This is a genomic window from Staphylococcus ureilyticus (assembly GCF_002902235.1).
Lineage (GTDB): Bacteria > Bacillota > Bacilli > Staphylococcales > Staphylococcaceae > Staphylococcus > Staphylococcus ureilyticus.
In genome coordinates, this window is record NZ_PPRL01000049.1 from 25,231 (window position 1) to 48,459 (window position 23,229).

A 23,229-nucleotide genomic window follows, 5' to 3' on the forward strand; every position below is an offset into this window, starting at 1 on the left:
AAGTGAATATAGTTATATGAACTAGCTTCACCAGCTGAAATTGTACGTTCACTTACTGAGAATGGTCCACCATTATAGTTCATTTCAGAAACATTAACCGAACCATCACTGTTTACATTTTCAACATATGCTACATGGCCCATGCTACCTTCACTAGATTGTAAGATAGAACCTGCTTCTGGAGAATTATTAACTGTATATCCTGCTGAAGATGCTGCAGATGCCCAATTATTTGCATTTCCCCATGTAGAGCCGATTTGACCACCTGTTTTATCAAATACATACCATGTACATTGTCCAGCAGTGTACAAGTTTGCACTTGATCCTGATGTAGCTTGAGTAGTGTTTTGGTTAGCTTGAGTAGATTGTTCAGCTGCGTTTGCTTCATTTCCGTGATCTAAACCTACAATTGCTGCGCCGATACCTGCTGTTAATGTTGTTGCTGTTACTATTTTTTTCATAATAAAAAAGTCCTCCCAAAATTTAATTCATCTATTATTTTAATAAAATTTATTTTTATAATTACTGCGTTAGTTTCAACGACAATTTATACAATAACAGAAGATTATCACTTTGTGTGGAATGTTACGTATTTGTAAAACAATTAAAAAGACCTCACATATTGTTGTAATAAACAACACGTGAGGTTACAAAAGCTAATATTGTTGTAATATAGTATAAAATGCACAAGTATAAGGTTTAACACGATTATCTACACATATACTAAATTTGTATATTACAGAAGGTGTAAAGAATCACAAAATTTTGATATAAATTATTTGAAAAATCTAATAGATAACGGAGGTAAATAATCTTCGCCATTATATGCTTTTACGGCTGCTACTATTGTAAAAATAAAATTTAAAATTGCGAAAATAGGAAATAAAATAAAGCCTATGAGAATAAACATCAAAATAGTTGAAACGGTTAGCCAGATAACATATGAAATTAGAAAATTAAAATAGTTTTTACCAGCTCTATCAACAAATGCAGAATCTTCACGTTTAATAAGCCAAATGACTAGTGGCGCTAAAAATGTAGTGAAAAAACTAAGTACATAAATTAATGTAGCCATCAATCTTGCATCACTATTAGGTTCTTGATTTAATACTTCACGATTTGCGTAATCTTCAGTCATTATTATTCCTCCTTTTAATTTACTATTACTATAACAAAACCAAAAATGAGTTGTACATTATTTGAAAAATTTTATAAAAAGCCTGTTTACAAAGTGGCGATATTGTTAAAATATAGAAATGCACTTAAGTACCTTTAAATTGAGAAAATTAAATAGGTTGTATACCAGTGTTTATCATTTTTCTTAATAGGTTATACATGAGAGTAATGTTTAATACGAAAAAAATTCAATGTTTAAAGAAAGAAGGGTGTTTATGAAGATAGCTATTGTAGGATCAGGTAATGGTGCTGTTACTGCAGCACTTGATATGGTTAATAAAGGACATGAAGTCAAGTTATATTGTAGAAATCAGTCTATAGATAAATTTGACAAAGCCATTGAACAAGGTGGATTTACATTTAATAATGAAGGTGAAGAAACCTTCGTAAAATTTACTGACATAAGTGATGATATGGAATACGTGCTTGAAGGTGCTGATGTTATACAAGTTGTGATACCATCATCATTTATTGAACATTATGCGCACACAATGGCGCCATTTATCAAAGCGAATCAGTTAATTTTCTTTAATATTGCTGCTGCAATGGGATCAATACGTTTTATGAATGTGTTAGAAGATATGCATATTGATGTAATGCCTAAGTTTGCAGAAGTAAATACATTAACTTATGGTACGCGTGTCGATTTTGAAGCAGCACGTGTCGATTTATCTTTAAATGTTAGAAAAGTACATTTTTCAACATATGATAAAGAAGAGTTAAGTGATAGCTTTGATACAATTGAGCAGTTATATCCTCATATTGTAAAAGAAGAAAGCTTATGGAAAACAAATTTAGAAAATGGTAATCCTGAAGTTCATCCAGGACCAACATTATTAAATGTAGGAAGAATAGATTATGCTGATGAATTTGCGTTGTATGAAGAGGGAATCACAAAACATACTGTGCGTTTATTACATGCAGTAGAGTTAGAGAGACTAACACTAGGGCGAAAATTAGGATTTGAGTTATCTTCTGCAAAAGAAGCTCGAATTGAACGTGGTTATCTAGAAAGACAAGATGAAGATGAACCACTCAATCGTTTGTTTAATACGAGTCCTGTATTTTCTCAAATTAAAGGACCTAATCATGTAAAAAATCGTTATTTAACAGAAGATATTGCATATGGTTTAGTGCTTTGGTCAAGTTTAGGAAGAGAAATTGATGTGCCAACACCTAACATTGATGCGATTATCATTATTGCATCAACAATTTTAGAACGTGACTTCTTTGAAGAAGGATTAACGATAGATGAGTTAGGAAAAGATAAGTTAGGATTGTACTAATTATAATATTCATTCATATAAATAAGGGGAAATGTGTATGAAAAGACAACCAACTTTTTTAGAATCTATTTCAACAATCATAGTGATGATTATTATTGTAATAACTGGTTTTGTTGTGTTTGATATTCCAATTCAAGCATTACTTATTCTTTCTTCAGCTTATGCTGCAATTATTGCGAGACGCGTAGGTTTAAAATGGAAAGATTTAGAAGAAGGGATTACTAATCGTTTAGCGACTGCTATGCCAGCGATATATATTATATTATCTGTAGGTATAATCGTGGGTACTTGGATGTATTCGGGAACAGTGCCTGCACTGATTTATTATGGCTTAGAATTTTTAAATCCTAATCTGTTTTTAGTATCCGCATTTATTATTTGTGCAATTACATCAGTTGCTACTGGTACTGCGTGGGGGTCAGCATCTACAGCAGGCATAGCGCTGATGGCGATAAGTGCACAATTAAATATTCCAGCTGGTATGGCAGCAGGTGCGATTATTGCAGGTGCAGTTTTTGGTGATAAGATGTCACCACTATCAGACACGACTAATTTAGCAGCACTAGTTACTAAGGTGAATATCTTCTCGCATATAAGAGCGATGATATGGACAACGGTTCCAGCGTCTATCATCGGATTAATTGTGTGGTATTTTGCCGGTTTACAATTTAAAGGTAATGCGAATACTTCACAAGTGAATGCGATGCTTAAGGAACTATCAACGATTTATAACATTAACTTTTTCGTATGGTTACCGTTAATCATTATTATTGTATGCTTGTTGTTTAAAATTTCAACAGTGCCATCGATGTTAATCTCTAGTGTCAGTGCGATTGTTATCGGTGCATTTAATAATGGTTTTAAAGTGACAGATGGCTTTAAAGCAACATTTGATGGTTTTAATAAAAGTATGGTACCAAATTTACATGGCTCATTATCCGAAAAAGCGATTAATTTAATAGAACAGGGCGGTATGATGAGTATGACAGAAATTGTAGTCACAATCTTTTGTGGCTATGCTTTTGCTGGTATTGTGGAAAAAGCAGGATGTTTAGATGTAATCTTGAAGAAAATATCTAGTAATATTAATTCTGTAGGGACTTTAATTCTTGCTACAGTTGTAGGTGGATTAATGATGGTGTTAGCTGCAGGCGTTGCTTCTGTAGTGATAATCATGGTTGGTGTATTAATGATGGATATGTATAATAAAATGGACTTGGATCGTTCAAATATATCTAGAACATTGGAAGATTCAGGTACAATGATTATACCATTGATACCTTGGGGAACATCTGGTATTTATTATACCCAACAATTAGGCGTTTCTGTCGATCAATTCTTTATTTGGGCTGTGCCTTGTTATTTATGTGTCTTCTTTGCAATATTTTATGGATTTAGTGGTATTGGCATCAAGAAAGCTAAAGTTAGCGAAGGATAAAAGTAACATAGTATTATTGTGATAATAAATTAAGAAAAAAGTAGTAATGTATTCAAGTTGCAAACTTGTTTATATTACTACTTTTTTAGATAGATTTAAGTGGAATTATTAATAATATGTTTATGAGATAGCTAATTCGGCTAAACAAAACTATGGATGAGGTGGTTCCGTATTGAATTTAGTAATTATTGTAGCGATATTACTTTATGTTATAGGAATACATCAATATTTCAATATAGGTAAAGATTTTAAATATCCTTCTATTATCTATTTTATAGTCGGTTTTATATTGTATATTGTAGCGATGGTACAGTATAAAGCCGATTTATGTTAACAATACACAAATGATATATGTATAGTTATACTTGCACAAACCATAATTTAAATGGTTTTAATTCTCTAAATTAAATTAATCTATGATGGTAGTCATGTTATTTTTACAATGATACAAGCAAGTATTATATTGCTAATTTTAGATATAAGCTGATGCATCATTGAAGATTTATCACTTTAAAAGTGTACATAAAAGATGACTAGAATTGATAAAAGTACCAAATGGTGACTTGAGTTCCAGTCATCTAGTGATGATATGAAACATACTAAAATTGCTTCAAAACTAATCTTAGTATGTTTTTTAATATTTTAAAGCGTATGTGTTGATGATCGTTGATGTAGCTGGCTTGTGATAAAATACAGGTTTCCAACTTAGTAATTATTCACACTATATAAATTTCATATAACTTCTAAGTCCGTACCACTTTGCAAAATCGCTAATATTGATATGTATTAGAAAAAACAATACTAATTAAATATATCTAGAATAATTGTAAATGATATTATCCAATTAAAAGCTAAAAGTGAAATAAAAAAAGCAGCAATTTCTATATCGTTTCAATAGAAATTGCTGCTTGATTATGTCTAGCTATTTTTATGTGCTTACATTTAGTGAATGTAGTTATAGCTTGAAGCTTGGCTAGCTGAAATTGTACGTGAAGTAACAACACCAGGACCTTGACCATAGTTCATTTCAGATACACGGATTGAACCGTCGCTGTTTACACTTTCAACATATGCTACGTGTCCCATAGCACCAGTTGAAGATTGTAAGATTGAACCTTGTGAAGGTGAATTGTTTACTGTGTAACCTGAAGCAGCTGCAGCGCTTGCCCAGTTGTTAGCGTTACCCCAAGTTGAACCGATTTTACCACCGACTTTATCAAATACATAATAAGTACATTGGCCAGAAGTATATAGGTTGTTAGAAGAACCTGAAGTGCTAGAAATAGAACTTGATGAACTTGATGGCGCGCTTGTTGTAGTTACTTTGATGTTACGGTCTGAAGTTGAATTTGAAGCAGCTCCACCGCCACCAGTTGTATTATTATTAGCTGTATATGATTGAGTAGCGTTACCATATGTAGAACCATAATTACTGCTTTGACCATTACTTGCATAGCCATTGTTATTTGAATGAGCTTGGTCTGCTTGGCTTGGATTCCAATTACCTTGCCAAGTGTAGTGGTAATTACCTTGTTGATCTATTGTATATGAATAGCTATAAGAAGTTGGGTCATTAGGGTTATAACCATTATTATTTTCAGCAGCATCTGCTTCGTTTTGTGCAAATGCGAAAGTAGCGATTCCTGCAGTAGCGATTGTAGCTGTAGCGATTTTTTTCATTGTAAAATATCCTCCTAATAATTATAAAGCATTTAATTTATTATCTCAGTCTCTAAATGACAATAGTTTAAAATATTTTTTTTCGTTGTTTTTTAACGACAAGCAATACTTTATCAGATAATGGTCGGTTTGTGTGCAATGTTATCATTTTGTAATTTAACTCTAATAATTAATCGTTAGATGTAACAAATAACATTAGTTTTATATAGTTCTCAGCGCCCATTGTTATCACATTTTAATGATTTCATGTGTAATCTTTCACTCTAATTTATTACAAATCTGTAAAATAACAGAAAATTACAAATGCTAACAAATGCTAAAATTTAGTTATTTAAATAATATATTATTTTCTAAAGTTAGAGATTATTTATTTTTTGAAAGAATTGAGAGTAATTTATACAAATACGGCTGTAATGTTCATGAGCAATGCTATTGACAGTTTATTTGAAAGGTTTTAAGATAATGAGTATAAAAAATATACTTGGTAAGCGAGGTGAATTAATGAAAATTGAGATTGGCTTAACATCATTTGCTGATAATAGTGAAATTTTCACCGATAAAGGTAAAACATCTGCAATTAGCAATGCTCAGAGAATAAGAAATATCATAGAAGAGATTGAAATTGCAGATGACTATGGTCTTGATGTTTATGGGTTAGGAGAGCATCATCGACCTGATTATGCCGTTTCTGATCCTGTTACAGTCTTAGCTGCAGCGTCTAGAAATACAAAGCAAATTAAATTGAGTAGTGCTGTAACTGTGCTATCCTCAGATGATCCTGTAAGAGTTTATGAAAGGTTCTCAACATTAAATGCAATTTCAAATGGTCGTGCCGAAATAATGGTAGGAAGAGGTTCATTTATAGAATCATTTCCACTATTTGGGTATAACTTAAATGATTATGAACAATTATTTAATGAAAAGATTGAATTATTAATGCAAATTAATCAAAATGAAATTGTAAATTGGACCGGTCAACTGAGACCCAATATACAAAATTTAGGTGTCTATCCTAGAGTTGAGCATGGTATTTTACCTATTTCTATAGCTACAGGTGGAACACCTGAATCTTCATTGAAAGCAGGAGCATTAGGATTACCCATCACTTATGCTATAATTGGCGGTGACCCCAAAAGATTCCGCAGAAATATTGATATGTATAAATCGATAGCCGAATCCTATGGTCATGATGTGAAAGAATTACCGATTGCTACGCATTCTTGGGGGTATATTGCTGAAACGGATGAACAAGCTTTTCGTGAATTTTTCCCTTCAGTAAAAGCAAGCCATGATGTATTAGCTAAGGAACGTGGCTGGCCACTATATGATGAAAATAGTTTCATTCGTGAAGCAGGCCCGAATGGTGCATTATATGTTGGAAGTCCGGAAACTGTGGCTAATAAAATTATTGAAACTGTTGAAACACTAGGTTTATCTCGCTTTATGTTGCATACACCTGTAGGTTCAATGCCACATGAGCATACAATAAACACCATTAAATTATTGGGTGAGCGGGTAAAACCTATTGTAGATAAATATTTTGAAAACAAATAGAAGGAGAGTAAAAATGATATTACGTTATTTAACAAATTTAAAATTAGCAAAAGAATTATATGGTGCAGCGAAACCAAAATTAAAAGGTGACAAATCTATGAAAGATACTTTTACTGAAGTATTTAATTTACCTGCAAATGCAGTACCTTTAGCTGGTGCTTTAGAATCATTAAGTGCAGTATTTTTCGTGCTAAGCTTTGCAAGTAAAAGATTATCACGTATTGCTTCGTTAATGACGATTACTGTGCTAGGTGTAGCAGCGTATAAACACTTTGAAGCTGGACATGGTAAAGCAGGTGCAAAACATGCACTTGATTTAACAGGATTAGCAGCGCTTAGCTTATTAGATACGTTAGATTGTAAAAAGAAATAATTATTCATTAAGGTATCGTCTAGATATCAATATGATAAAGTGTTTCTTTTTAAATAAAGAAAAATAAGAAATGGAAATTAACACAACTTGGGATTTTAATAAATGTCTCAAGTTGTTTTTTTATACAGATTTTTTATGAGAAAATTACTTGTAAATAGTGATAATTGAAACATTTCGTTTTAAAAACGACATTACACTTTGAAAATGATAATTTGATATTTATGTGTTTATAATGAGAGAGTGCTACAACATAGCTCCATGACATTAGGTAGTTTGTTTGGTTAATATAGTTGTTTGGTTGACGTATATAACAATGCTTATTATTAGATATGCCGAAGTATTTTTAGTTGGTTTTAGTGATCTTCAATTTATTAAATTAAAAGCAAATGCTAATAATTTTAAAAATTTATATAAGCTATTAGTGAATTTTTAGTAACAAAAAGGATATATGTAGCACTAAATTTTAATAATAAAAAGTGATATTAAAAAAATAGTAGTAAAACCTAATATTTTTCATAGTAAGCCATATTGAATTCAATAGCATAAATAGGATAAAATTATATTACATAAAGACAGGCACACATTGAAATATATTAACAACATGAAAAAACATAAGGAGTGGTTTTATGGAAAAATTAAAAGAATTAAGTGAACTAAACGAATTAATAACTTTGTATCAAAAAGGGAAACAGTTTTTCAAAGAAACTAAGAAATATCACAAATTAAATTATGAAGAAATATTTATTTTGAATTATATACATGAGTGTCAATCTTATGAGGTTACCGCAAAAGAAATTGCGCAATATTCAGAGTTAAAACCGTACTATTTAACGAAAGCATTGCAAAAATTAATTAAAATGGGTTATTTGAGTAAAAAGAGAAGTGATATTGACGAACGTACAGTTGTTGTATATATAAATGAAACACAACGTCAGAAAATTGAACATATGATAAAAACATTACAAGACTACCTAAAGTAACTCACTTTTGAAAATGAGTCGTGTTACATATATAAAAAAACGAATATTCTGAAAAGTGTAATTTTATTTTATTAATTATATATTGAACCAAAATATTATTTGAGTAAAACATTAAATGTGATATACTAATATTTGTTAAATGAAAGCGCATACAAATATTAGAAGGGTGTTTTTATGAATTTACTTTTAGGGGTTATATTTTTAGGTATTGTTTTATGTTTATTTACACTTTTTACAAGTAAGGCACCAAATGGTGGAAAAGCAATGGGAGCGCTAGCAAATGCTGCAATTGCTTCTTTTTTAGTCGAAGCCTTTCATAAATATGTAGGTGGAGATTTAATGGGAATTCCATTTTTAGGCCAGTTAGGTGAAGCGGCAGGTGGCTTAGGCGGGGTTGCTGCTGCTGGTTTAGTTGCTTTAGCAATGGGCGTTTCTCCTGTATATGCATTTGTTATTGCCGTTGCATGCGGTAACATGGATTTACTACCAGGTTTTGTCGCAGGTTACATAGCCAGTTTTGGTATGAAATGGATAGAACAAAAATTTCCCGATGGTTTGGATTTAATAGGTTCAATTATTATCATTGCACCTATCACACGAATTATTGCAATTGGTGTAGCACCTGTTGTAGATGCGACATTATTGCAAATAGGTAATATCATTAAAGATTCGACAACTTCAAGCCCAGTACTAATGGGGATAGTGCTAGGGGGGATTATAACAGTTGTAGCAACTGCACCTTTAAGCTCAATGGCATTGACTGCGTTATTAGGACTTACAGGAACACCAATGGCAATTGGTGCATTGGCAGTTTTTGGATCATCGTTTATGAACTTTGTTTTGTTTAAACGAATGAAGTTCGGTGATCGTAAAACAACGATTTCTGTGGCTATTGAGCCGTTATCACAAGCAGATATCGTTACTGCCAATCCAATTCCTGTTTATGCTACAAATTTTGTAGGCGGTGCTGTATCGGGCGTTATTATTGCTATGTTTGGACTTGTTAATGAAGCAACAGGCACTGCAACGCCAATTGCAGGTTTAATGGTGATGTTTGGCTTTAATAATGCATTGACTGTGATTATCGTTGCATTATTATGTGCAATAGGAAGTGCTGTTTGTGGTTACTTAGGATCTATTGTGTTCAAAAATTATCCTATTATAACTAAAGATGAATTACAAAATGGTAGAATGCCTAAAAAGGTTAAGAATTATTATAAAAGAAAAAGACAGTATGCCGAAAGTTTAGCAATGTAGCTATTAAAGACAATGTTATAGGAATAAATGAAAACTTAAAAAGACTGGAACGTCCATATCAATATCAAGGCCCGTAACTACATTTTGAAATAATGTAGTTACGGGCCTTTTTGATACTCATATTTTATATTGAGTGCTGATTTTTTGTCACTGTGAGATTGAAAAGAAAACGCATCACAAATGTTCAGTACATACGACTAACTATTATATTAACTGTAAAAAATAAGTCGTTTTGTATACATGTGTCAAGGTTAAAATTATAGATAAGCACATGGAGTATTGGAAATCGATAAAACAGAAAATTTAAATAAGTGTCTATATGAAAATGATTTTGTTCTATTGTGATTTATGCTGTGGTTTTTGAAGTCATATATTGTGCTGAACGGTTTTCAACTTTAGAAAATAACAATTCTAGTACTATGGCAAGTAACCAATAAAATATTGCTGCTACACTATATACAGTTATAAAACGATAGCCTTCATTTGCAATAACATGACTAACTGCCATAATCTCAGTAACTTGTACTGCGAATGCTAGAGAAGTTCCTTTGATAAGCATTATAAATTGATTTTCAATATTGGGAAGCGCATAGCTGAATGCTTGCGGTAATATAATTTCTTTGTAAGTTCTAATTGTTGAAAGTCCTACAGTTTGAGCAGCTTCAATTTGATCGGTATCGACTGAAAGTAATCCCCCTTTAATAGATTCTGACAAATATGCAACAGCATGTAAGGAAAACACAATAAATGCAATAACTAATGGTGAGAAAATATCAGGATTAATTGTCAATGTAAATTGTGCATTACTCCAAATCACTAATTTTGGTATGCCATAATACATAATAAATAATTGGACAATAAGTGGTGTGCTTCTAAAAAAAGAATTATATATCACTATAAATTGAGAGATAATTGGAATTTTTTTTGTTTGAATAAAAGCAAATAGTGTGCCGATAATTAAACCTACGATCATTGCTACAATTGAAATAATAATTGTATTTGGCACACCCTTAAGCACTTCTGAAACAGTATAAAGTATAAATGACAAAGTATTACCTCCTTAGACACGATATGGTTTTTGGGCTCGTTTATTGATGAGTGCAAATATAGTTTGTATGATAAGAGCGATTATCCAGTAAATAATAGATATAACGACATAAACTTCTAACATACCTAGTCCATAGTTATTTCCAATAATTAATTTAACTTGTCCCATCATATCAATAATCCCAATTGTAAAAGCTAAAGATGTGTCTTTAATTAGTTCAATCACTTGTGTCGTCAAGTTTGGAATGCTGTTGCGTAACGCTTGTGGAATTATAATATCTACTAAAATCCGTGGGTAAGATAAACCGACAGATAGTCCTGCCTCAATTTGGCTATAGTCTACTGATTGGTATCCTGCCCGTATAATCTCTGAAAGATAAGCTCCCGTATGCAATGTGAACGCTAAAATCACAAAAAACAGTCTGCTAAAATGATTGATATCGATTTGGATGAATAATAATAATTGCGGCAAAGCAAAATATGCCAAAAAAAGTTGTAAAATTAAAGGTGTACTTCGAATAAAAGACAGATAAATACGGACGATAGGTGATAATACTTTTACTTTTTTGATACGGATGGTTGCTAATAAGCACCCAAGTATTAAGGCAAAAAAGAGTGACAATATAAAGATGAATAGTGTTATGGGTAATTGTTGTAAAACTTGGCCGAATAAATCACCCCAGTTAACAGAATTTGTCATGATTGTACCTCCAATTTATCTTTTTGCTTGTTTATTTCATCCAAATCATCAAATACATTGATATCAAAATATTTTTCAGAAAGTTTTTGTAATTCACCTTCGTCTATCAGTTCTTGAGTAGCTTGATCAATGTCGTCATGCAATTTTTGATGCTTTTTATTATAGACAATATGCAATGATTCTTTTTTTATAATTCCGCCAATTTTAACATCAGCATTGATTTGTTTTTGAATCGCATTGTAAGTGTTCCAGTTTAAAATCATGGCATCACGTCTATTATTGCTAACCATTTTTAAATTGTCCCCGTTAGAAGGTTCTTGAATAGTATCGATATCAATTTTTGGAGAATGTGAATTATTATACTGAGATAATATAGAGTATAACCCGCCACTCGGTGCCATTGGTGTTAATTTTTTATCAGGTAAGTCATTGAGTGAATGTATATCAGAATTATTTTTATGAACAACAATTAAAGGCAATGCGTAACTATAAGGAACGTCTTGATAGAGAAATTGTTTTTCGCGTTCAGGCGTTTTGAAAAACCAGTTAATTCCCATATCAAACTTTCCAGCGCCAATGCCTACAAGATTAGATTCTTCTTCGCCAACTTCATAGTTAAACTGATATTGCGGTAACTTTTTTTCTAATAGTTTTAGGTAGTCTATATCCAAACCGGCAAACTCATTTTGTTTATTTGTATACAAATAAGGCGGATTAACTTCTGCAGAAATTGCTACTTTGATTTCTTTTTTATTATTATGACTTGAGGATTCTTGTGTTTGACTACATCCACTAAATAACACCGTAATCAACAATGAAATGATTAAAATGCGTAACTTATTATTTTTCATAATAAGTCACGCTCCATTTCTACGGTGTTTAAAAAACGATTAATTCTTTTAGAATCAGAAGATTCTAAAACTGATTGTGGTGTACCTTGTTTCAATATTTTACCTTCATCTATAAATAGAATTTGATCTGCAATTGCTTTAGCAAATTGTATTTCATGAGTGACGATTACCATGGTCATGCCTTCTTGTGCAATAGATTTGATAAGTGACAATACGCCTTGAATTGATTCAGGATCTAACGCAGACGTAGGTTCATCTAATAGCAGTACTTCTGGATTAAGCGCTAAGGCACGTATGATTCCTATGCGTTGACTTTGACCACCAGATAGTTGTGAAGGATATTTATCTTTTTGGTTTAATAAATTAAAACGCTCTAAATAAGAAATGGCCATTTCATTTGCCTGTTTAGCAGGCATTTTTTTACCATGTATCAAGCCAACTGTAATGTTTTCAAGAATTGTTTTGTTTTTGAATAAATTATAGTTTTGAAACACCATCGCAGATTTCTTTCTTAACTGTGAAATATCTTTTTTTGAATGTTTATCGGCGACAAAATTTTGATTACCAATTTGAATTGTACCTGATTTTGGTATCGCTAACGCGTTCAATGTTCTAAGTAGCGTTGTTTTACCTGATCCACTTGGACCGATGATAGCAGTCACAGTTCCCTTATTTTGTGAAAAGCTAACGCCATTAAGAACAGTATGATTTTTATATTTATGTATTAAATGTTCAACTGTAATCATTTTAAACCCCCAGAATATCAATACGTACAAAGTATCACATTAATCCTTATCGGTAAAGTAAGATTTTGTAATCTAATAGCTTTTATTCGTTATAAGCGAGTGTTACACTAAGTTTAATAGAGAAAAGTCTAAAATGAGGTGGACACTGTGAATTATTCTGCATTAATACATACAGAGATACAAAAAAAGTGGATAGATAAATTTGATTCAATCAAAGCGCAGTTTAAAGAAAAAGCTGATTATAATGATAAACATTCAAGATTTCCATATGAAAATATTGATTGGTTGGTAAAAGAAGGTTATACGTCATTAACGTTACCTAAAGCATATGGTGGTGAGGGTGCGACTGTTGAAGATATGGTTGTACTACAGACATATTTAGGAGCAATAGATGGTGCGACTGCACTTTCAGTTGGCTGGCACCTTAGTGTTGTTGGGCAATTATATGAACAACATGCTTGGGAACAAGATATGCTAGAGCGCTTTGCAGTAGAAGTGAAAAAAGGTGCATTAGTTAACAGAGCTGTCAGTGAAGCCGAAACAGGTAGTCCTACACGCGGCGCAAGACCTGCTACACATGCAATAAAAAAAGATAACGGTTTTGTGATTAATGGGGTCAAAACCTTTACTTCAATGAGTAAAAGATTAAGCCATTTTATTGTAAGTGCCTATTATGAAGAAATTGATACTGTTGGTTTTTTCTTGATATCTGAAGATACGCCTGGTGTGGAGATTGCAGACAATTGGAATATGGTAGGCATGCGTGCAACTGAAAGTCACGATTTGATTTTAAATGATGTTTTCATTCCAGAAGAAAATTTTGTAGAAATAAGAGGTGCGGGTGGCAAGCAACCTAATGGCTGGATACTACATATCCCTAGTACATATCTAGGTATTGCACAAGCGGCCAGAGATTATGCCGTAGATTTTGCAAAAAATTATAGTCCTGCAAGTATTGATGGTGTGATTGGCGATATTTCAACTGTACAGCAAAATGTTGGTAAAATGGAATCATTACTATTGTCTGCACGCCACTTTTTATGGAGTACTGCAGCGTTATACAACCAACAACAAGAGATACCGATTTGGAATGAAACTTCAGCAAGTAAAGTGTTGGTGATGAATCAAGGTTTAGAAGTAATAGATATTGCCATGCGTATTGTGGGCGCTAAGAGTTTAGAAATGGAACGACCATTGCAACGTTATTATAGAGATATGCGAGCTGGTCTGCATAATCCGCCGATGGAAGACATGGCCTATACTAATATTGCGCATAGTGTATTAGGCCACTTTAAATAAATGCCGAGAACATGGCTTGTCTTTATAGTCAATGAAATCTTTGAATAAACGATTTATATTGGAATGAGTATATGAAATCAATGATTAAAGTTGATTTTCTAACTCATTCCTTTTTTTATTTTTTAAAATAATAAAAATTTTAGGTTTTCTATTGTACAAATTTTATAATCATTATATAATTCAATGGTAATGATAATCATTTTCAATGGAGGAGACTTATGAAAAAATTAATATTTCCAATAATTATAATGGTTCTAATATTAGCAGCTTGCGGCAAACAATCTGAAAGCGGCTCAGATAGTAATAAAGAAGACACAAAAGCTTATACATTAGATAGCGGAAAGAAAATTGATATACCTAAAAATCCTGAACGTATTGCAGTTGTTGCACCTACATACGCAGGCGGAATAAAATATTTAGGAGGTAAAATTGTAGCTGTCAACGAGCAAGTCGATAACAGTCATATTTTAAAAGATAAATTTAAAGATGTTGAAAAAGTTGGAGAAAATGATGTTGAAAAAATTGCAAAAACAAAACCAGATTTGATCGTAGCTTACTCTACAGATAAAAACATTAAAAAGTATAAGAAAATTGCACCGACTGTTGTTTACGATTATGGTAAACATAAATATTTAGATCAACAAAGACAATTAGGTAAACTACTTGGAAAAGAAGATAAAGTAAAAAAATGGGAAGAAAAATGGAAATCACAAACTGAAAAAGATGGTGAAGCAATCAAAGCGAAAATTGGTGAAGACACAACAGTGTCAATTTTTGATGAATTTGATAAAAAACTTTACACTTACGGACCTAACTGGGGACGTGGAGGAGAAGTTATGTACCAAGCATTTGGATTAAAGATGCCTAACAAACTCAATGAGTTAGTTAAAAAAGAAGGCTGGGCTGAAATTAAACAAGAAAAACTAGCGGATTATGCTGGTGATTATATCGTTTCCACGAGTGAGGGTAAATCAAAACCAGGTTATAAAAAAACTGATCTATGGAACAACTTATCTGCAGTTAAAAATAATCATGTTATAGAAGTGCAAGCAGAAACTTATTGGTACAACGACCCTTATACATTGGAGTATATGAGAAAAGATTTGAAAGAGAAATTTTTAAAAACGAATTCATAATCTATTATTTACAGTAGTATTTTAGAGATTTAAATAAATATCACCAAAATAAAACATGAGCGTGTGACAAAGCAAAGATGTCTCAAGCTCATGTTTTTTTTTGTTTAGAAAAAGATTATAAATTTAAATTGTAAACTTTTTATTTTTAACAGTTTACATTTATGGTATAATTTTTTCATCGAAGGAGGTTTGATGATGTCAACGAAATATTTAGTTTATACTGCTTTAATGACTGCTATTATTGCAGTTTTAGGTTTTGTACCTGCAATACCATTACCCATAATGCCTGTACCAATTGTGTTACAAAATATCGGTATATTTCTAGCTGCCATTTTATTAGGTCGTAAATATGGCACATTGAGTGTCGTTGTTTTATTACTTTTAGTTGTTGCTGGATTACCATTGTTATCAGGTGGCCGTGGTGGTATTGGTGTTTTTGCAGGACCATCAGCAGGTTTTTTATTTATGTACCCTGTTATTACATATCTTATTGGTCTTGTAAGAGACTTATATTTGAAAAAGATCAACTTTATTGTATTATTAATAACAACTGTATTGATAGGTGTCGTTTTGTTAGATGTTGTGGGTACGATTATAATGGGACTTATTACAAATTTGCCAATTTCTAAATCAATCATGTTATCTTTTGTCTTTATGCCAGGAGATGTTATTAAAGCGCTAATTGCTAGTTTAATAGGCAATATCATGTTAAACCATAGTCGATTCAAGCAATTACTTAAGTAGAATTAATTGAGACAAAGAGGAGGAGAAATGATGGTGAACATAACTTTGAGTAATATTTTCCAACCTGGGAATGTTTACGTTGAAGATGCATATAAAACTATTTATTTAACTCCTCAAATGCCTTTAATATTTGATGCAAATAAATGGGTGTATAAACAAATGCCTTCAATTCAACAATGGAAAGCGGATATAGCTACACAAACTGATTTTCATAAGCAACAAAACTCTAATCATTTAACTTTTACTTTTCCGGAAAACGTAGCATTAGACCAACAATGGTTAGGATTAATTAGCCAAGAGCAATTTGAATTAGGACTCATGGAGTTATATGCGATTGAACCTCAAAAATTCAAAAAGTATATAGACTCTGAAGTAGAAGTTAAAGTAGTGGATGCGCATACTATAGATGATTATATTAGTGTGCATAGTCAATTTGCAGCACCATATGGTGAGGGGTATGTTAAAGAAAGTACAAATATGATTAAAAATCAATATATTAATGATGCTAAAACACGTCTTATAGCATATAGGCAGGGTGTTCCAGCTGGTATATTAGATTTGATCATAGATGAGACAACTGTGGAAATTGATGGATTTGGTGTTTTAACATGCCATCAAAGACAAGGCGTCGGTAGTGTGATGCAAAGTTTTGCTGCAGAATTAGCCATGCCCAAACCATTGATTTTGATCGCCGATGGAGAAGATAGTGCTAAAGATATGTACGTGAAGCAAGGTTATGTTTTTATCAGTTTTTGTTATCACATTGTAAAAGAAGATATTTGAAAAAGCCTCATTTTTACTTTAATTAAAAAATATGCTCGCAACGTGAGCGTACTATACTGTCGACAAAGCCATTAACTTTGTCGACATTTTTTTATGCATATTTTCTGAAGGTACTGTTTTATGGTGTAATATTTGGCTGATGTTTTTTGTAAGTATTAGCGCTAACCCACATCCAACATTAAAAACATTATTATTTTTGAATGAGTGTAGATACTTTTATCAAAGTGCATCATTTAATAGATAAAAAAACAAACCTCAGGTGAATCATCACTTAAGATTTGTCTTTAATTTGGTATTTTTATGATGTAAAGGGCGTTTAACACATTATGATATTATGCGCTCTGGATGGCTATAAACATTAAAATTACCATCCCGAATAAAACCAATTGCTGTAATATTTAAATCATTGGCAAGTGTTACAGCTAATGTGGTTGGCGCGGATTTAGATAAAATCACACCAACGCCAATTTTCGCAGCTTTAATAAGGATTTCGGAAGATATACGCCCACTAAATATTAATACTTTATCTCGCACAGGTATATGATGTTGTATGCAATAACCATAAAGTTTATCTAAGGCATTATGTCTACCTATATCTTGTCTATGTTCAAAAAATGCCTCTCCATCACTGATGGCAGCATTATGCAATCCACCAGTTTGTTTGAAAATTTTACTTGCACTTTGTAAACGTGTCATCATGTTAAGGACTTGGTGAGGGGTGAGTTTAATTTTAGACATTGATGTTTTAGCTATTGCAGCATCATTGTGGAAATAAAATTCACGACTCTTACCACAGCAAGATGCAATCATCCGTTTAGTAGAATATTCAAACCGGTCATTTAGTGATTTGGTTAATTCGACATGTGCAAAGCCTTTACTATCATCAATTTGGATTGATTTCAAATCATCACTTTTTAAAATAGCACCTTCTGAAGCTAAAAAACCTAGGACTAATTCTTTCATATGATTTGGACTGCAAATGACCGTTGCAAATTCTTCACCATTGACCATAATCGTCAGTGGGAATTCTGTGACATAGTGATCTGTTGTTTCAATAAGTTTACCTTCTTCATATCTAACAATTTGTTGGTTTGTTAAAACATCTTCGTTCATAGTATTTATCCCCCCAGTTCCTATTCACTATCTATTTTAGCGTATTTTTTGTTGCAAAAAAATAAATTGCATTTATATCCAAAAGCTTAACTGCAATATTTGTTTGATATATACCAAACTTAGAAGTAAACTTATAGTAAACACAATAGTGAGAGGTGATTCGACAAATGGCTAGTATAAGAGATATTGCGAAAGAAGCAAGGGTGAGTCCAGGAACGGTTTCCCGCGTATTAAATAATGATCCCACCTTATCTGTCTCGGAAGAAACGAGAAAAAGAATATACGACATAGCAGAAAATTTTCAATATAAAAAAGCTGAAAGAAAAAATAAAAGCATACAAATTATTACTTATGCATCAAGAGCCAAAGAAATGTCTGATCCGTATTATCGTGAGATTAGATTAGCTATTGAAGCAGAAGTAAAACGTTTAAATCTATCATTAAAAAGAACACTTCGCATTGATGGAGAACATGATGCGATTGACTTTACTAAAATAGCCAAAGCTGGCGCAATTATTGTTGTAGGTAATTTTGCTGCAGAAGCTATTCTAGAATTGCAAAGTTACAATCAGAATATTGTGGTTATTAATAACCCTAACACGCCTAAATCAGTTGATGCAGTATATTCGGATTTATACGATGCAATGACTCAACTATTAGATGATATAGATCATTCAGAATTAAACGATATTGTTTACGTAGGTGGTACTCATACAATAAAAAACCTTGCAGGCATGCCAACACTAAATAATCAAAATATTGAAGATAAACGGTATATCGCATTCAATGATTGGTGTAATAAGCACCAAAGAAAAGGTGAAGTATTAATGAATGGTTGGCATAAAGAAGATGGTATAAATGCAGTAAACGAAGTATTACAAAACCAGCATCTACCTCAAGTTTTTATCGCAGGTAACGATATGATCGCTTTAGGCATATTGCAACAACTACAACTAAAAAAATACACTTTACCTGATGATATCAAATTGATAAGTTTTAACGATTTGGAAGTGATTCAGTATGCGGTTCCTTCTATAAGTAGCGTACATATACCGATAGACGACTTCGGAAAAATAGCAGTAAGAATGGCAGAAGAGAGAATAAATAAAACAAGGAAAATTGCTATTCATGTAATTGCAGAAGCACAACTGAAAGAAAGGATGACTTTTAAAGTTAATAAGTGAAGTGTATTGACAAAACATTTAGTAAACAAGTAAACTTTATTTAAGTTTACTAAGGGTTTTTATTTTTGTGTATATCGATTTTTAAAGGAGCGGGATGTTATGTTAGAAGCTATGCGCGAGAAATTCGAAAGTTTATTTGACGTAAAGCCTGAAGTGAGTGCATTTGCACCAGGAAGAATTAACTTAATAGGAGAACATACTGATTATAATGGGGGGTATGTGTTTCCAGCAGCAATTGAATTAGGAACGTATGGTTTAGCTGTTAAACGAGAAGATAAATTGGTTCGCCTATATTCTAATAATTTTGAAACGGTTGGTATGATTTCTTTCGACTTAGAACATTTAGATTTTCATAAAGAGCATGATTGGGCGAATTATCCGAAAGGTGTTATTAAATATTTAGTAGAAGCTTTTTCAGAAATTAATCAAGGCTTTGATATTTTGGTAGAAGGTAATATTCCAAACGGCGCGAGCCTTTCATCTTCTGCATCAATCGAATTACTAACTGGTTGGTTGGTAAAGCAGTTATTTAACTTGAATTTAGAGAGATTAGAACTTATTAAGATAGGGCAACGTACTGAAAATCAATTTATGGGTGTCAACTCAGGGATTATGGATCAATTCATTATAGGTATGGGGAAAGCAGAACATGCCATATTACTAGATACTGCAACGTTAGATTATGAATATGTACCTGCTAAGTTTGGAGACTATGTCATATCCATCATGAATACCAATAAACGTCGCTCATTAACTGAAAGTAAATATAATGAACGGAGAAGTGAATGTGAATCTGCACTGTCATCATTACAACAAAAATTAAATATTGAGTCTTTAGGTGAATTAACAATGGAACAATTTGAAAAACATCAAATGCTTATTAAAGATGATGTGAAACGCAAAAGAGCAAAACACGCTGTTTCAGAGAATGAACGTACGAAACTTGCTTATCAAGCATTATCTGTTAATGATTTTGAAAAATTTGGCCATTTATTAAATGATTCGCACGCCTCATTAAAAGATGATTATGAAGTAACAGGTATTGAGCTTGATACATTGGCGGAAACTGCGCAACAAGTGGAAGGCGTACTCGGTGCAAGAATGACTGGTGCTGGCTTTGCAGGATGTGCAATTGCTTTAGTGCACAAAAATCAAATTCAAGCACTAGAAGATGAAGTCTCAAATAAATATATAGAAAAAATCGGCTATGAGCCATCGTTTTATCATGTGGGCATTAGTGATGGTGTAAAAATAATTTAAAATAAATTTGAAAAAGAAAGGATTTTTCCATGAGCGTATTAGTATTAGGTGGCGCAGGTTATATTGGAAGCCATGCCGTAGACCAATTAATTCATAGAGGCTATGATGTTGTAGTTGTAGATAATTTAGGCACTGGACATAAAGCAGCAATACACAATAAAGCGAAATTTTACGAAGGTGATATTCGTGATAAAGCATTTTTAGAAAATGTATTTAATAGTGAAAATATTGAAGGTGTATTTCATTTTTGCGCATACTCATTAGTTGGTGAATCTGTAGAGAAACCATTAACATATTTTAATAATAATGTTAATGGTCTACAAGTATTGTTAGAAGTGATGTATAACCATGATGTCATGCATATTGTTTTCTCATCAACAGCAGCTGTATATGGTGAACCTGACTCTGTGCCAATTACAGAAAATGATTCTAAAACACCAACAAGTCCTTATGGTGAAAGTAAATTAATGATGGAAAAAATGATGCATTGGTGTCATGAAGCATATGGTGTGAATTTTGCTGCACTCCGATACTTTAATGTTGCAGGCGCTAAAGAAAACGGCATAATAGGGGAAGATCATAGACCTGAAACACATTTAATCCCAATTGTATTACAAGTAGCGTTAGGGCAAAGAGATGAACTAACTGTTTTTGGTGATGATTATGATACGGAAGATGGCTCTTGCATACGAGATTATTTACATGTCGTTGATTTAATAGATGCGCATATTTTAGCGTTTCAACATTTAAAAAATGGTGGAGAATCAGGTGCGTTTAACTTAGGTAGTAGCCAAGGTTATTCAGTGTTTGAAATTTTAGAAGCAGCAAGAAAAGTCACAGGTAAAACAATAAACGCAGTTGTGGGTGAAAGAAGAGCTGGAGATCCTAGCAAATTAATTGCATCAAGTAATAAAGCACAGGAAGTATTAGGATGGAAACCTAAACATGATGATATACACGATATTATTGGTTCTGCTTGGCAATGGCATGAAAAGCACCCTAACGGATATCAGGAGGTATAATGGATGTTATTGAATCACTACGCTGTCCAACTATTTGTATCTCACGCTATAGCATATGGAGATTATGAAGTGGAAGATGCCATTTATATTCAAAATAGATTAATGAGTATTTTAAATGCTTCAGGTATAGAGAACACAACATCTTCCAAATTTAATTCTGAGACTACAGCACTTGAGATAACGCAATATTGGATTCAAGAAGCAATCAATGCGAAATGTATAGATGACGCTTTATATAGCAAAGAAATCATTGAAGCACAAATCTTAGATTTAATCACACCACGACCATCTGTACTGAACCATAAGTTTTATGAATTATATCAACAGAGTCCAAAGAAAGCGACAGACTATTTTTATAACATAACCAAACGCAATCATTATGTGAAAGAAGATGCAATTGCGCATAATATAAATTTCAACACAGCAAGTGAGTATGGTGATATGGAAATAACAATCAATTTATCCAAACCAGAAAAAGATGCTAAACAAATTGCCAAAGCGAAAGAAGCGCCTGCAACAGATTATCCTAAATGTGCACTATGCATGGAAAACGAAGGTTTTAAAGGGTCTGTAATACAAGCAGCGAGAACAAATCACCGTATCATCAGATTGAACTTAGGACAAGAACAATGGGGATTTCAATATTCTCCATATGCCTATTTCAAAGAACATAGTATTGTGTTATCTCAATCACATGTTCCTATGAAGATAGATAAGCAAACATTTGTACAACTGTTGGATTTTGTAGATAAATTTCCGCATTATTTTATTGGTTCAAATGCAGATATTCCGCTTGTTGGCGGTTCAATATTGACACACAATCATTATCAATCGGGTAGACACACATTTCCGATGGATAATGCTAAGGAAATGAACAATTTTAACTTAAAACAATTTTCAACAGTAACGGCTTCTACATTGTATTGGCCTATGAGTGTTATTCGTTTGAAAAGCGAAGATAAAAATGATTTGGTGGCAGCGGCAGAATTTATTAGAAAAGCATGGAATAGTTATTCAGATGAAACTGTAGATATAAGAGCATACAGTAAAAATGGTGAGCGTCATCATACTGTAACGCCGATTGCCCGTTATAGGGAACAACAATATGAACTTGATATTGTTTTAAGAGACAATCAAACATCGGAACAATATCCAGATGGTATATTTCATCCCCATCAAGACGTTCAACATATCAAGAAAGAAAACATTGGATTAATAGAAGTAATGGGGACTGCCATTTTGCCTGGTAGATTAAAACAAGAATTACAACAGGTTAAAGCATTTTTATTAGGTGAACAACAACAAGTGCCAAGCATACATCAACCATGGGCAGAAGACATGACACAACGATATGATATTCATGAGAAAAACGTAAATGAAATTATTGAAAAAGAACTTGGTTTCAAATTCAAACGTGTACTTGAAGACGCAGGTGTATTTAAAAACACATCACAAGGCCAAAGTGCATTTAAAACATTTATAGCATCTTTACAATAAATATTTTGAAAATTGAGCTATACGAAGTACCTTTTACTTTTGTATACGCTCTTTTTTTTTGAAATAAATAGGCATATAATTATATGAAAAAGGAGACAATCAA

23 protein-coding genes are annotated in these 23,229 nt (G+C 32.4%); 15 read left to right on the top strand and 8 right to left on the bottom strand.

Features of this window, described 5'->3' with window-relative positions:
- Positions 1-461 (bottom strand): CHAP domain-containing protein (locus tag CD150_RS05575; protein WP_103161420.1); only part of this gene is annotated, 461 nt, incomplete at its 3' end.
- Between the two features lie 314 nt (positions 462-775).
- Positions 776-1,138 carry a DUF4870 domain-containing protein gene (locus tag CD150_RS05580; RefSeq protein ID WP_046208472.1) on the bottom strand — a complete coding sequence of 121 codons (363 nt, stop codon included), beginning with the start codon at positions 1,136-1,138 and terminating at the stop codon, positions 776-778.
- A gap of 253 nt (positions 1,139-1,391) precedes the next feature.
- Between CD150_RS05580 and CD150_RS05585 the strand changes: the two genes are divergently transcribed.
- From CD150_RS05585 to CD150_RS13360, 3 genes are all read left to right on the top strand, one after another.
- Positions 1,392-2,462 carry an NAD/NADP-dependent octopine/nopaline dehydrogenase family protein gene (locus tag CD150_RS05585; protein ID WP_064209363.1) on the top strand — a complete coding sequence of 357 codons (1,071 nt, stop codon included), beginning with the start codon at positions 1,392-1,394 and terminating at the stop codon, positions 2,460-2,462.
- A gap of 37 nt (positions 2,463-2,499) precedes the next feature.
- Complete coding sequence (gene nhaC / locus CD150_RS05590) at positions 2,500-3,900, top strand: Na+/H+ antiporter NhaC (RefSeq protein ID WP_103161416.1); 1,401 nt, start codon at positions 2,500-2,502, stop codon at positions 3,898-3,900.
- A gap of 172 nt (positions 3,901-4,072) precedes the next feature.
- Positions 4,073-4,234, top strand: a complete 162-nt coding sequence (locus CD150_RS13360; RefSeq protein WP_155390677.1) for a hypothetical protein — start codon at positions 4,073-4,075, stop codon at positions 4,232-4,234.
- Positions 4,235-4,842: 608 nt separating this feature from the next.
- On the opposite strand, the gene CD150_RS05595 is transcribed toward CD150_RS13360, so the two are convergent.
- Positions 4,843-5,580 (bottom strand): CHAP domain-containing protein, encoded by a 738-nt coding sequence (locus tag CD150_RS05595; protein ID WP_046208469.1) that lies wholly within the window; start codon positions 5,578-5,580, stop codon positions 4,843-4,845.
- Positions 5,581-6,081: 501 nt separating this feature from the next.
- Here CD150_RS05595 and CD150_RS05600 point away from each other — a divergent pair.
- The 4 genes from CD150_RS05600 to CD150_RS05615 all read left to right on the top strand — a co-directional run bounded on the left by CD150_RS05600 (position 6,082) and on the right by CD150_RS05615 (position 9,744).
- Entirely contained in the window at positions 6,082-7,134 is a 1,053-nt protein-coding gene (locus CD150_RS05600) for an LLM class flavin-dependent oxidoreductase (protein ID WP_046208726.1), read from the top strand.
- Between the two features lie 13 nt (positions 7,135-7,147).
- Complete coding sequence (locus CD150_RS05605) at positions 7,148-7,507, top strand: DoxX family protein (RefSeq protein WP_046208468.1); 360 nt, start codon at positions 7,148-7,150, stop codon at positions 7,505-7,507.
- A 626-nt stretch (positions 7,508-8,133) separates the two neighbouring features.
- Positions 8,134-8,487: a transcriptional regulator, SarA/Rot family gene (locus CD150_RS05610; protein ID WP_046208467.1), complete on the top strand. Its 354-nt coding sequence runs from the start codon at positions 8,134-8,136 to the stop codon at positions 8,485-8,487.
- Between the two features lie 174 nt (positions 8,488-8,661).
- Positions 8,662-9,744: a PTS sugar transporter subunit IIC gene (locus tag CD150_RS05615; protein WP_046208466.1), complete on the top strand. Its 1,083-nt coding sequence runs from the start codon at positions 8,662-8,664 to the stop codon at positions 9,742-9,744.
- A 346-nt stretch (positions 9,745-10,090) separates the two neighbouring features.
- On the opposite strand, the gene CD150_RS05620 is transcribed toward CD150_RS05615, so the two are convergent.
- The 4 genes from CD150_RS05620 to CD150_RS05635 are packed head-to-tail and all read right to left on the bottom strand — an operon-like array spanning position 10,091 to position 13,088.
- Positions 10,091-10,792: an amino acid ABC transporter permease gene (locus CD150_RS05620; protein WP_064209365.1), complete on the bottom strand. Its 702-nt coding sequence runs from the start codon at positions 10,790-10,792 to the stop codon at positions 10,091-10,093.
- A gap of 12 nt (positions 10,793-10,804) precedes the next feature.
- The gene (locus tag CD150_RS05625; RefSeq protein WP_046208464.1) at positions 10,805-11,491 is read right to left on the bottom strand and encodes an amino acid ABC transporter permease; all 687 of its coding nucleotides are present in this window, start codon (positions 11,489-11,491) and stop codon (positions 10,805-10,807) included.
- The gene (locus tag CD150_RS05630; protein WP_073343858.1) at positions 11,488-12,342 is read right to left on the bottom strand and encodes an amino acid ABC transporter substrate-binding protein; all 855 of its coding nucleotides are present in this window, start codon (positions 12,340-12,342) and stop codon (positions 11,488-11,490) included. Before CD150_RS05630 ends, CD150_RS05625 begins: the two co-directional genes overlap by 4 nt.
- Entirely contained in the window at positions 12,339-13,088 is a 750-nt protein-coding gene (locus tag CD150_RS05635; RefSeq protein WP_046208462.1) for an amino acid ABC transporter ATP-binding protein, read from the bottom strand. The genes CD150_RS05630 and CD150_RS05635 overlap by 4 nt, the downstream gene beginning before the upstream one ends.
- A 147-nt stretch (positions 13,089-13,235) precedes the next feature.
- On the opposite strand from CD150_RS05635, the gene CD150_RS05640 reads away from it, so the two are divergent.
- The 4 genes from CD150_RS05640 (at position 13,236) to CD150_RS05655 (ending at position 17,050) form a co-directional block, all read left to right on the top strand.
- Positions 13,236-14,387, top strand: coding sequence for an acyl-CoA dehydrogenase family protein (locus CD150_RS05640; RefSeq protein ID WP_073343856.1), 1,152 nt, complete (start codon positions 13,236-13,238; stop codon positions 14,385-14,387).
- Positions 14,388-14,605: 218 nt separating this feature from the next.
- Positions 14,606-15,523 (top strand): ABC transporter substrate-binding protein, encoded by a 918-nt coding sequence (locus CD150_RS05645; protein ID WP_103161417.1) that lies wholly within the window; start codon positions 14,606-14,608, stop codon positions 15,521-15,523.
- Between the two features lie 195 nt (positions 15,524-15,718).
- Positions 15,719-16,267 carry a biotin transporter BioY gene (locus CD150_RS05650; protein WP_046208459.1) on the top strand — a complete coding sequence of 183 codons (549 nt, stop codon included), beginning with the start codon at positions 15,719-15,721 and terminating at the stop codon, positions 16,265-16,267.
- Positions 16,268-16,297: 30 nt separating this feature from the next.
- Positions 16,298-17,050, top strand: a complete 753-nt coding sequence (locus CD150_RS05655; RefSeq protein ID WP_046208458.1) for a GNAT family N-acetyltransferase — start codon at positions 16,298-16,300, stop codon at positions 17,048-17,050.
- A 324-nt stretch (positions 17,051-17,374) separates the two neighbouring features.
- On the opposite strand, the gene fdhD is transcribed toward CD150_RS05655, so the two are convergent.
- Positions 17,375-18,163, bottom strand: a complete 789-nt coding sequence (fdhD, locus tag CD150_RS05660; RefSeq protein WP_073343850.1) for a formate dehydrogenase accessory sulfurtransferase FdhD — start codon at positions 18,161-18,163, stop codon at positions 17,375-17,377.
- 167 nt (positions 18,164-18,330) lie between these two features.
- On the opposite strand from fdhD, the gene CD150_RS05665 reads away from it, so the two are divergent.
- The 4 genes from CD150_RS05665 (at position 18,331) to galT (ending at position 23,126) form a co-directional block, all read left to right on the top strand.
- Positions 18,331-19,347 carry a LacI family DNA-binding transcriptional regulator gene (locus tag CD150_RS05665; RefSeq protein ID WP_073343847.1) on the top strand — a complete coding sequence of 339 codons (1,017 nt, stop codon included), beginning with the start codon at positions 18,331-18,333 and terminating at the stop codon, positions 19,345-19,347.
- Between the two features lie 99 nt (positions 19,348-19,446).
- Positions 19,447-20,607 carry a galactokinase gene (locus CD150_RS05670; protein ID WP_103161418.1) on the top strand — a complete coding sequence of 387 codons (1,161 nt, stop codon included), beginning with the start codon at positions 19,447-19,449 and terminating at the stop codon, positions 20,605-20,607.
- Positions 20,608-20,636: 29 nt separating this feature from the next.
- Positions 20,637-21,629, top strand: coding sequence for a UDP-glucose 4-epimerase GalE (gene galE / locus CD150_RS05675; RefSeq protein ID WP_073343841.1), 993 nt, complete (start codon positions 20,637-20,639; stop codon positions 21,627-21,629).
- Between the two features lie 3 nt (positions 21,630-21,632).
- Positions 21,633-23,126 (top strand): UDP-glucose--hexose-1-phosphate uridylyltransferase, encoded by a 1,494-nt coding sequence (gene galT, locus CD150_RS05680; RefSeq protein WP_073343837.1) that lies wholly within the window; start codon positions 21,633-21,635, stop codon positions 23,124-23,126.
- Positions 23,127-23,229: the final 103 nt, after the last annotated feature.